6 protein-coding genes and 3 pseudogenes are annotated in these 11,613 nt (G+C 56.2%); 4 read left to right on the top strand and 5 right to left on the bottom strand.

Annotation, left to right across the window (positions count from 1 at the left end; all coding sequences use genetic code 11):
• Positions 1-102 precede the first annotated feature (102 nt).
• Complete coding sequence (locus tag J2X66_RS14145) at positions 103-690, top strand: fimbrial protein (RefSeq protein WP_310265303.1); 588 nt, start codon at positions 103-105, stop codon at positions 688-690.
• A 76-nt stretch (positions 691-766) separates the two neighbouring features.
• On the opposite strand, the gene J2X66_RS14140 is transcribed toward J2X66_RS14145, so the two are convergent.
• The 5 genes and pseudogenes from J2X66_RS14140 to J2X66_RS14120 form a co-directional block, all read right to left on the bottom strand.
• On the bottom strand, positions 767-2,938 hold the full coding sequence (locus J2X66_RS14140; RefSeq protein ID WP_310265301.1) for an autotransporter outer membrane beta-barrel domain-containing protein: 2,172 nt from the start codon (positions 2,936-2,938) through the stop codon (positions 767-769).
• 136 nt (positions 2,939-3,074) lie between these two features.
• Positions 3,075-6,644 (bottom strand): ATP-binding protein, encoded by a 3,570-nt coding sequence (locus J2X66_RS14135; protein ID WP_310265299.1) that lies wholly within the window; start codon positions 6,642-6,644, stop codon positions 3,075-3,077.
• A 3-nt stretch (positions 6,645-6,647) separates the two neighbouring features.
• Positions 6,648-7,271 (bottom strand): response regulator transcription factor, encoded by a 624-nt coding sequence (locus tag J2X66_RS14130; RefSeq protein ID WP_310265297.1) that lies wholly within the window; start codon positions 7,269-7,271, stop codon positions 6,648-6,650.
• A 227-nt stretch (positions 7,272-7,498) separates the two neighbouring features.
• Positions 7,499-8,014: pseudogene (locus J2X66_RS14125) on the bottom strand (serine hydrolase); the annotation flags it as partial.
• 214 nt (positions 8,015-8,228) lie between these two features.
• A pseudogene (locus tag J2X66_RS14120) lies at positions 8,229-8,774 on the bottom strand (transposase); the annotation flags it as partial.
• A gap of 166 nt (positions 8,775-8,940) precedes the next feature.
• Here J2X66_RS14120 and J2X66_RS14115 point away from each other — a divergent pair.
• The 3 genes and pseudogenes from J2X66_RS14115 to J2X66_RS14105 all read left to right on the top strand — a co-directional run.
• A complete protein-coding gene (locus tag J2X66_RS14115; protein ID WP_310265295.1) occupies positions 8,941-9,237 on the top strand; it encodes a hypothetical protein in 297 nt (98 codons plus the stop codon).
• Positions 9,238-9,533: 296 nt separating this feature from the next.
• Positions 9,534-10,490 carry a fimbrial protein gene (locus J2X66_RS14110; RefSeq protein WP_310265293.1) on the top strand — a complete coding sequence of 319 codons (957 nt, stop codon included), beginning with the start codon at positions 9,534-9,536 and terminating at the stop codon, positions 10,488-10,490.
• A 791-nt stretch (positions 10,491-11,281) separates the two neighbouring features.
• A pseudogene (locus tag J2X66_RS14105) lies at positions 11,282-11,509 on the top strand (transposase); the annotation flags it as partial.
• Positions 11,510-11,613: the final 104 nt, after the last annotated feature.

The raw sequence follows: 11,613 nt of genomic DNA, 5'->3' as shown, positions 1-11,613 counted from the left end.
CATTCAGGGCGGAGCGTTCCTACCATCGAACCCTTTGGAGGCTGGTATCTTCTTGCGTACTGCAGGGAAGCAGCCCCTACCATTTCCACGAGTAATGCCTGTATGAAAAAAATCTCCTTATTAGCACTGACCATCGCAGCCAGCGCCGTGTTGTCCGGCTCCGTACACGCCGCCAGCGGTACGCTGCAATTCAACGGTGAACTGAACAACGCCAGTTGCACGGTGACCCCCGGAGGCGACGCCAGTGCGGGTAACGGCAGCAACATTCTGGTTGATATGGGTGACGTTTCCTTTGCTGATCTGGAAGTGGCTTCGCCGGGAGTTGGCAATGTCGGCGTGGCGGTGTCCGACCTCAACTTCGATATCGGTTGCCCAAGCGGTGTCGGCGCGTTGAGCTCGGTGATCATGAACTTCGATCCGAACACCGGCAGCGGTCTGGACAGCGTCGACGGTCGTCTGCTGGCGCTGTCACCGGATGGTGCCAGCGGTGCGGCGATTGCGCTGGTCAATAGCGCCAACGACATCATCGACATGTCCAGCGCACCGAGTATTTCGGCACCGCTGAGCATCGACCAGGATGGCGTGGGAACGGCGAACATCGCACTGCGTGCGACCTACCTACGCACTGCGGGAGCCGAAGTGCCTGGTGCTGCCAACGGCAGCCTGCCGTTTGTCCTGCGCTACGAGTAAGTACCTCCCCATGAACGAAAAGGCTGGGTTTTTACACCCAACCTTTAACGTACCTCTGGACCGTCGACCGGGTGGCTTACCAGTTGTAGCGATAACCAACTGTGACAGCCATCGGCTGTTCGATGCCGTGGCCCTTGGTGTAGGAGCCTTCGACATAGAAGTTATGATTTTCGGCGGTGCTCACCATGATGCCGCCGCCAATCTCGGCCCGCGAACCCGGCAGACGACTGTCCAGTTTCGTACCGCTGACCTTCACGTTGCTCTTGCCCGCATGCTCGGTGATCCAGGTTGCCTTGGCGTAGGGCTTGACGGTCACGCCGTTGTCCAGTTTCAGATCTCGGCCGACGATACCGCCGATCCGGCTCTGCACCGAGAGCATCGCGTCCTGCTCGACCTTCAGGCCATTGCTAGCGGTGTAGCGACCACCGCTGATGCGCGCCACTTGCACCCCAACCTGAGGCTCGACGAACCAGCCCTTGTCCAGATCGATGTGCTTGCCCATTTGCACGTCGGCGCTCACCGCATTGTTTTTGAAACGTGCCTTGACCTTGTTGCCGACGTTGCTGGTGATGTTGATGTCGTTGTCCAGGCGGCTGTACTTGACCACGCCGTCGACATACAGACCGCTGCGGTCCAGATAGCTGGCGTAGGTGCCCAGCGTGGTGCTGTCGATGGTGCCTTTGCTGCCCTCGCCGAACGACTGCTTACCCGAGCCTTGGCCGAACAGGCCGCCGACGTACAGCGTGCCGTTGGCGAAATCCATTGCCTTGTCCGCACCGACTTCCATGCCGTTGATCTGCTGGTCAAAGGCGCGACTGGCGCCGCTGTCCAGATGCTGCTCGACGCCGTAACCGCGAGCCCAGACGCCACCCTGATCATTGCCCGAGCGCAGTTCACCGAAGTGTCCGGTGGTGGCGCTCATTTGTGCGCTTATCAATGCCGCACCTGCCGCCTGATTGGCGATGGCAGCGTTGGCGCCTTTACTCAGGGATTGTGCCTGAGGACGTTTCGCGGGTGGGGCCTGCTCAGCAGGACTCGCAGGAAAATCCGGCGCCACCGGATCGGCAGGAACGGCCGGATCAACCGGATCAACCGGTTCAGCCGGATCGGTCGGATCGGTCGGATCGGTCGGATCGGTCGGATCAACCGGAGTAGTCGGCGTTTGCGGCTCGTTGATCTGGTTTTCAGGCTGTGTATCGGACGCGTTCATCAGGACCCAATCGTCACCCACATGCTGCAATTCATAGCGGAACGCACCGGCATCCACGGTTTGCCCGTAGAGGCTGAAATCGCCAGTGCCGCCGACGCCATCCACCAGGGTCAACGCCTGCGCGTTGCTCGGTGCATTACCCGAATCCTCGATCACCAGCGTATGACTGCCGCTGACCGTATCCATCAAACGGATTTGGTCACCCTTTTGCGCCGCCAGGTCGGTGTTCAGCGCAAACGTACCGTTGCCGGTCAGCGGGCCTTTGACGAACAGGGTATGAAAACCACTGGCGGCCGGATTGGCGAAGGTGACTTTGCCGTCGATGTGGCTCGCCATCCCCAGGATTGCGTCGCCCTTGAGCTGCAAGTTGCCACCCTGGTTGATGGTGGTATCGCTGGCTTCGGCGCGATCGGCCATGACCATCGAGCCGCCCTGATTAACGGTGGTGTTGTGAATTGTGGTGCCTGCGTTAATCTCGAACATGCCGCCGTCGTTGATCACGGTATCGACTGCCGAACCGCTGTCGAACACCGACATGTAGCCACCGCCATTGACGGTTGTGTCTTGGGCACGGCCGTTTTCATATACAGTCATGTCGCTGTTGCTTACCTGGGTATTGCGGGCAGTCCCGTTGTTGTACACCCACATGGCGCCACCGTTGAGCATGGTATCGCTGGCCCGCCCGTTTTGTGCAACGTCCAGGTTACCGCCATAGACCGTCGTGCGCAGCGCCGTGCCCGAGCCAACCACAACCATCTGCCCCTTGATCAGCAGGCTGTCATACGCCGAAGAGCTGTCATTGAGCTCCAGCCATCCGTTGTTGCCATCGATGGTGGTGCCGATCGCGGAGCCCAATTCCCAGATCCGCAAGCGGCCATTGGTCACCGTACTGTCGACGATGGCGCCGCCGGAGCCGACCTGGACCGAGTGACCATCGTCCATCACCATATTGGACTGGTGCGAAGTCAGGCATTGGGATTGCTCGCAACTGGCACCTGACGCCTGTTCAGCCGCCAGCACCAACATAGCACCTGACATCGAAACACGAGAAAACCTTACTAACCTAGACATGACATCCGCCGACTGCGTGTGAGAGAGATCTAGATTCTCCAGATGCGCAGTGGACGGGTAACGTAGGAGATTCCCAAGTTTTTGTGGGAAGAGTCCTACAAGATCAGCCGTTGATGTAGGCCCGGATGCTGTCCTGCAGGTGCTGCATTTGCGTGTCGAAACCCTCTAGCATGCGGTTCAGATCCCCTGTCGCAAGCGATTCGTGGCAGCCCTGTTCAAGCTGTTCGCACGCACTGATCAGCGGCGTTGCATGGATGATCCGCGCACTGCCGAGGATCTTGTGGCAGCAGCGTGCGGTGGCGTTCAGATCGCCGGAGGCGTACAGCCCGTGCAGCGCGTCGAAGTCCTCCTGATTGGTGCGCAGCACCGTGCCCAGCAACTGACAAGTCAGCGCGGCATCGCCGGCCGTGATGTCCGTGACCTTGGATAGATCGAAGCTCGGCGCACTGGCCTGCCGACCGAGTTCGGCATCGCGCAGGTACCGTTCCAGCACCTTTCGCACCACCGGTTTGAACAGGCAGTTGTTCATTCCGGCCTCGAGGCAGTTGTGGATTTCCTCGGGCTGGGCATTCGCGGTCAGTCCCAGCACATGGGTCGGGGTGCGACCTTCGGCAGCTTCGATGGCGCGCAATTGGCGAGTCATCTGGTCGCCGCACATGTGCGGCATGTTGCTGTCGGTAATCACGTAATCAAATGCGCCGTCGCTCCAGGCACGCAGGCCTTGCAGGCCGTCTTCTGCGCATGTCACGCGCATGCCCAGCGACTCCAGCTGGCGCTGGAGCACTACACGATTGAACTCGTGATCTTCAACGATCAGCACGTTGCGGGTCGGCAATGGCGGCAGGTTTTCGCTGTCGATTTCCTGCGCTGCCGTCTCGCCCTCGACCAGCGCCACGTTTAGATCGAAGGTGAAACACGAGCCTTGTCCTGGCGTGCTCTCGCATTGCAATTGGCCACCCATCAGTTGCGTCAGTTGCTGACAAATCGCCAGGCCAAGCCCGGTTCCGATGCGGGTTTCAGTGTCTTTGTCCTGAAACTGCGTGTAGGGCTGGAACAGGCGCTGGCGCTGTTGCTCGTTCATGCCGATTCCGGTGTCTTGCACAGCCAACCGCAAATGGGAGAGCGGAGCGTCGGTGCTCAGGTTCAGCTCGACCGTAACCGTACCCTGGGGCGTGAACTTGATCGCATTGCTTAGCAGGTTTGACAAAATCTGCCGGAAGCGCAGCGAGTCCAGTTGGACCGCACTGTCCGGGCCGTGGCAGGCCAGGCGCAAATCAACGTTTTTCTGCTGGGCCAGACTGGCAAAACTCTGGATCACCGTGCTCGCCAGGCGTTGCGGGTGGCAGCTGCTGCTGTGCAGTTCGAATTTTCCGGACTCGATTTTTGACAGGTCGAGAATCTCGCCTATCAGTTCCATCATGCCGCCGGCGGACTTCTGCGCGATATCGAGAAGTTCGCGGTCGGAGCATTTGTCCTGCAGCAATTCGAGGACGCCGATCAGCGCGCTCATCGGCGTGCGGATTTCGTGGCTCATCACCGCCAGGAAATGGCTTTTGCCGCGATTGGCGGCTTCGGCCTGGTCCTTGGCCTGATGAAGGGCGTGTTGCAGGTTCTGCTGTTCGGTCAAATCGATCCAGCCACCGATGACACCGGTCATGGTGCCGTCGGAATCGCGGTAGGGCAGGGCCCAATGGTAGATGTGGCAAGGCTTGCCCTTGACGGTCATGGTGAAGTTGGCGAAAGACGCCTCGCCGTTGTCGAGGGTGGCGCGGTGGATGCGTTTGTAGTGATGGGCATCGTTGACCGGGATGATGTCGGCCTCGATCAAACCCTTGTTCAGTACCTGATCGAGCTCGACATCCAGCGATTGCAGGTAGGCACGGTTGCACGTCAACAGCAAGCCCTGCCGGTCGCGCACGTAGATGGGGTTTGGCGTGCCATCCACCAGCACTTTCATGAACACTAATTGGTCGTTCAAGGCCTTCTGCGCTTTCTTTCTTTCGGCAATCTGTCGGCGCAGACCGAAGTTCCAGGCAAGGATTACCAGCAGCACCGTGACCAGCCCGAGCACCGCACGGTAGAACCAGGTTTTGTAGGCGCTCCACCCCCCCTGGCTTTCCTGCGGGTTTTGCCAACGATTCGCCAGATCACTGAACTCATCGGGCGGAATGTCGAGCAAGGCTTTGTTGAGTATCGACACCAGTTCGATGTTTTGTTTGCCAGTGGCAAAGCCGATCAGCGCGGGTTGCGAGCCGATCACCGAGTCGATTTGCAGGCGTGCGCGAAAGAAGCGGTCGATCAGGTAAGCGGCGCCGAGTTGGGGTTGGAGAACGCCATCGACGCGCCCCTCGGCGAGCAGTTCGTAGGTTTCTATCGGGGTATCGACTTCCATCACCCGAATGTCCGGCCATTCGCGCGCCAGCCAGTTGGCGGCGGCCGAGTCCTTGATGATTGCCACCTGTTTACCCTTGAGCCCGACAAGGCCCGGGTGCTCGGGTTGCTGGCGGGTTACCAACACAAACGGGTTGACCACGTAAGGCCGTGTGAAGGCGAGGCTGCGTTCACGTTGCTCGCTGTAGGTCATGGCGCCAATCAGACTGACCGGGTCCCTCTGGGTGCGACTGCTCATGGCTTCGATGGACGTGATTCTGCTCGGGCGGAAAACCAGGCCAGTGCGGTCATTGATCATTTCCAGCAAGTCAGCTGCCATGCCGCGCAATTCACCCTGTTCGTTGAAAAAACTGTAGGGCGAGTACAGGTCGTTGGCCAGTACGTCGATTCGCGGATGATCCTTGATCCATTGTTGCTCGGCAGGCGTCAGTTGCAGGCGGGTGTAGCCCAGTTTCGGATTGGCACTGATGCCCCAGCGACGCGCAATTACGTCACGTTCCTGAGGCGGGATTTTCGCCAGCACACTGTTGATCAGATTCAGTAACCGCGGGTCCTGGCGGTGCACGGCAAAACTGAAACCCAGGCCTTCAGAGTCGCGCTGGATGGTTTGTTTCAGATTTTGCTGGTAACTGCGTTCAAGCAGATATTGCGCGGAAATCGCATCGGTCAGCAGGACGCTGCCTTTGTTGTAGGCCACGTGCCCGAGGCCATCTTCGGTGGAATGCACCGGCTTCACTTTTCGTCCGGGAAAAAGTAAGGTGACCCGCTCCTGGGTCATCCAGTCCGGATCGAACAATACCGTGGTGTCAACGGGTAGTTCGTTGTTTGGCCAGTGGGTGCCGAAACGACTGATCAGAACAGCCTGGTCGTAGGCGTAGGGTGCGCTCAGGCGCAAATCGTCGTAGGCCGCATCCAGTCGATTGATCCGCGGCACCAAGTCGACTTCCGCATTTTGCAGGGCGATCAGCGCTTGCTGCTGACTGGCGAAACGCTCGATCTGCAAGCGCACACCCAAGGCTCGTGCCATCACGTCGAGGTAGTCGGCGGACAGGCCCTCGTAGTCTTTCTGGTTGGCAGTCATGTCCAGCGGCGGGCGGTCTGGCAGATACACACCAACCCGTAACGTACTCTTGTTCTTGAGCCACTGGCGCTGCTCGGTATTGAAGGTCGGTTGCGCGTGACTGTCGGCGGCGCGGCTGAACAGGGTCAGGGGGGCGGCTGACGCGATCAGCATCAGCGTCAGGGTGAGTACACCCAGCAATATTTGGCAGGTGCGCTTCATGGTTCAGACCAGATTATTGCGTTTAGCGAACTCGATCAGCTCCAGCAATGTGCCCGCGTTGAGTTTATGCATCAGGCGGGTTTTGTAGGTGCTGATGGTCTTGTTGCTCAAAAGCATGTCTTCGGCGATCTGCTTGTTGGTCTTGCCCAGGGCGAGGCCATGCAACACCTTGAGTTCACGACGGGACACACCGCTGAGCATCTGCGCATCGTTCTGCGCGAAATCGCTTTGGCGCACCGAGCTCAGGGCGCCGATGGGGAACCAGGTCTTGCCATTGGCAACAGCCTTGAGTGCACTGGCGATTTCCGTGGGATCGTCGACTTTCGACAAAAATGCCGATGCCCCGGCCCTCAGGCATTGCGCTGCATACGCTTGGCTTTTCAGCCCGGTGTGAACCAGCACATGGGCCGAACTGCCGGCGATACGCAACCGGTCAATCACGGCCATGCCATCGAGTTGCGGAATGTCGAGATCGAGCACGATCGCATCGGGCTTGAGCTCGAACGCCTTGTTTAGCGCATCGACACCGTTATCGCACTCGCCGACGATCTCATGACCTTCCCGGGCCAGAATCATCCCGATCGCCATGCGCACCACTGCGTGATCATCGACCAGTAACACTTTCATCGATCAGCCCCTCATGCCCTGTTTCAGCATAGCCCCGCAGCCAAAAACAACCCGGCGGAGCTGATGCGTGGCTTGGCGTTGTAAAAAGAGGCGCGAATCCTACGTGGTTTGTGTGGGTATGCAAGACTGGTTGCGGGCGCCCAACAAAAAGATCACGGCCTTCGTCAGCCCCTGCAGTATTCGTTATAGGAGCTGCCGAAGGCTGCGATCATTTATTTTTTGCTCTATCAGCGACCCAGAGCGTTCAACACCTGATGAGCAATCTTTACCCGCTCCGCAATCGTACAGTTCTTGTTGGCCAGAATCACGATGCCGATGTCCTTCGCTGGCACGAACGCAACATAAGCACCGAAGCCACCGGTCGATCCGGTCTTGTTGATCAGCAAGTCTCCGGTCGGCGATGGCGGTGGGGATAGCCACTGGACTTCATGCGCCTGCATGGCCATCGACGTCGAGTTCCCGGCTAGCAAACGATCCAGCGTTACCGGGTAGTGATACAGCTCCCATCCCAGCCCTTGGGTCATGTCGCCAACGTTGTAGTAAGCGGTATGCGTCAGGGCCATGGCTTGCTGTAACGGATTTTCCAGCGTTTCCGGGTGCATGTTCGCTTCGACAAAACGGAGCAAGTCCGCCGCGCTGGTTTTCACGCCATAGACCTCGGAGTCGAGCACCCCCGGGGTGACACGCATAGGCTTGTTCTCCTTGTTATAGCCCTGGGCATACAGCTCCATCTGATCCTGTGGCTGTTGCCGCTAACCGAAGACTGACCCAGGTGTTCAACTGCTTCTGCTCGCTTTCCGAGCAGGAGAACACAGGGTGATCAGCATAGAAATGTTGGGGAAAGTTCTGCGGGTGTACTTTCGCGAAAAGCAGTCGCTGCATCAGATAACCGCGCCATCTGCGCGCTCTTACCATTGTTAAGGCATTCGAGCTCGGCAATTACCTGGGCATCGCGCTTGATGAGTTCATCGTCGTTAGATATCGATCAATGCTCTGCTCGATCTGCTGCATGTGTGCCTTCACCTTGCCCTGAGTGAAGTTGCGGTCGCGATTTTGACGGGTTTGAATTTGCTGCCGTCGATGGCGATGATCGATTGGGAGAAGAGATTGAGGTTGCGGCAAAGCACTACGGACTGGCGGCATACGCTGCGAATGGCTTTGCCGTTGTCGTTGCGAAAGTCGGCAATGGTTTTGAAGTCCGGAGCCAAACGGCCCGTTAGCCACATCAACTCGACGTTGCGCTCGGCCTCACGCTCAAGCCGGCGACTGGACTGAATCCGATTGAGGTAGCCGTAGATATAGATCTTCGGCAAGACTGCTGGGGGGGGCTGGACGACCAGTTGCGGCAGGATCGACGCCCTCAAACCTAAGTGTGCCCAAGTCGAGTTCATCGACGAAAACGTCGACCACTCGCACTTCATTTTCTTCAGTTACGTAATCGTCCAGGCACTCCAGCAGCAAGGTGACTTGCGTCCGGGCCTCGCCTTCAATGAATCGCTTCATCATCGCCCCTGCTACGATCTCGACGATGAAAAGGTTAGACGATTACTGGCCCTTTCTCAGAGCCTGGCCCCAAAGAGGACGTAAGCTTGCCGCTCATCTCGTGGCATAGCAGCATAGTGAGAATTTATTCCTTCACTATCACCTATCACGCACTTCCAAGGTCACCATGTCCATAAATTTTGATGAGCTACTGAAAACCGTAGACGACGAACAATCATTCATCGGCTTCATTGAATCTCTAGGTGTGGATTTCGCCGAGGAGCGTTTGCTGGAGGAGACCTCTCCGTCGTCTCCATATGGACCGGGGGCGTTGGGATGGGAAAACGGCTCTATTGATACCTTTCTTGATGCTGCCGCAGCGTGGGCGACTGCCTGGTCACGCAGTTCCCCTGTGAGTGCCAGTAGATCAAACGTATGGCAATGCTGTGCGGCCATTTTGCTGGCTGGTAAATTTTATGATTAAGCCCAGCCATTGCTGTTCGAAGGACAACGACCGAACGAAGGCTGCCGGTCGTGAAAGTCCATTTTCGACTCATACTGTTTTAAACCGCAGGTCTTGACCTGCACAGCGGTGTTTTCACAAAGGCTTGACCCAACGCGGACACAGGCTTGGCAGGCGATTAAACGGATTTATAAATACGCGACTTCCTACAGACCGTTTGCGCAGCGTCCGACATCAGTCTCGGACTATTCCTACAGCGTTTTTCGACCTTTTTTCATTTAATCCCTTCCCATTGTATATAGCCTGGGAGGCCTTCCGTGATCCGCTTATTGTTTATATGTTTTTTTTCCCTGAGCTATAGCTCGGGAGCCTACGCCATCTTTTGTCAGTTTGATGAGCTCTATGCCAACAGTGTCGTGACTGCAGATCTGATTACATCCAAACCCGGAGACGTGGTCGGTTACCATGAATTTGGTTGGACGACGACAGGCTGCCAGCCTCCGACACCGGTTTACAATCAGGATTTTTATATTTCTTATCTCGGTAAAGGTGGAACTACAGGATGTATAACGACTATTTCAGGAGTCTATCTAGATGCTAGCCCTGATCTCTGCTCACCTGCTACTTATGGCTCAGTAAGTACTAAGATAAAACTGGATCAATCTTTCCCGCAAAGTGGGTACGCTCGTAGAAATTTCGTCCGAAATAGTTATGCGTTACCACCTCCCGGAAATTACGTCCTAAAACCCTACGAATCAAAACTTTACTATTTATGGTATGTGGGTACTACTTCGCCTGGCGTGGGACGCACAAGTATCTTACTTGGCGTAACGCAAGGAGGGGGGACGGTGATTACAACGTGCTCACTGGTCAATAGCAATATAGTTGTAGACTTTGGCGAAATCTCGGAGGCGAAAGCGTCAGAGCCGTTTGATATTGAGTTCTCTGGATGTACTAATCAGGCGGATACTAAACGGTTTAATGATACGGTTTCCCTGAGTTTTGTGTCTGACCAAATCCGAGCCGATGGTTCAGCTTTGCGGAATAAATCCTGCGCCTATTGCGCCAAGGGCCTACAGATTGCATTGAAAGACGGCAGTGGTAAACCAATTGACCTAACTAAAAACTACAAACTGTCGAGCAATGGGGCATCAACGATCAGTCCCACTGGGTTGAAATATGGTTTTATCGCAGACCTGCAAAGGGACCTTGATGAAGCACTTTCCGGTGGCAGCATCGACACAAACCTAACTTTTGTTACGACTGTTGAATAAGTAGAGGTTTTATGAAAGTTGTGTATTTTGAAAGGTTGGCTTTGGGGGCATGCTTGCTGCTGGACACAGCTCAGGCCAGTATTAATATGCAGAAACCGCTGGTAATTTTCTGTGGCGCCTAGGACCGAAGGGTGAGAGCATCATTGTTCAAATTTTTTGAACCTTGCCTGTTTTAATATCGAAAGTTGTAATCCAACGAAAAAAAGAAAAGGTATTGCTCGCCGAGCAACTCACATTGGCCGCCGGCGAGCGAAATGTTACCCCCGTCGTATTTACTTAATTCGTCACGTCGCTGTTCTTTACCATCGGAAGCGACAGAGGCAATCAAGAAGACATCCAAGCGGCGTTGCAGAGTGCAGCGAGCACTCCTGCTGTGCCAGCATTCGACCCGCGCCCCGTGATGGACTGATTCATTTCATCTCATGGGCGAGGAATGCGGCGGTAGTGTGACTTGGAGAAAAACTCGGTTAAAAACGTCATCGGCCTGCATTATAATGAGGTCCGTCACAAGAAGCGTAGCGCAACTCAACGCTGTAAAAAACCCTTCTTTTGCGGGCACTTGTTTACCGCTTTTGGCCGTCAGATGCCCTCAGCCAACTCAGTTATTATCCGATCTCGGACGATCACGCTGCTTGAGTCACGCCTGATCGCCTCAAGCAATCCTGCGAAGCCGAAGATGCTCATCATTCTCATGAGGTTGTAGGCGAGCACATGAAGGCCCATCTCGGTTGAATCGCCCCGGGTTTCGTAGACACCTCCATGCCTTAAAATGAGGCCAATCAGGAGGTGCCATGAGCAACCCGCGTTATCCCGAAGAATTCAAAATCCAAGCGGTCAATCAAGTGACCGAAAAGAAGCTTCCCGTCGCTGACGTAGCGGCCCGTCTTGGTGTGTCGACGCATAGCCTCTATGCGTGGATAAAGCGCTACAGCAAACCTCAAGAAGAACGGCAGCAGGACGATGATCAGCACGCTGAACTGCGTCGTCTGCGAGCGGAACTCAAGCGGGTCACTGAAGAGTGAGACATCTTAAAAAACCGCCTCCCCGGCGCTCCGCGGCCCATTGGATTAGAAACACTGCGTTCTACACTGATCCTACTGGACAGTGGTCGCTGGCTTTTTGG

It is taken from the genome of Pseudomonas sp. 3296, assembly GCF_031456615.1.
GTDB lineage: Bacteria > Pseudomonadota > Gammaproteobacteria > Pseudomonadales > Pseudomonadaceae > Aquipseudomonas > Aquipseudomonas mucoides.
Note: the sequence above shows the minus strand (reverse complement) of the source record. Positions and strands in the feature narration are given on the sequence as shown.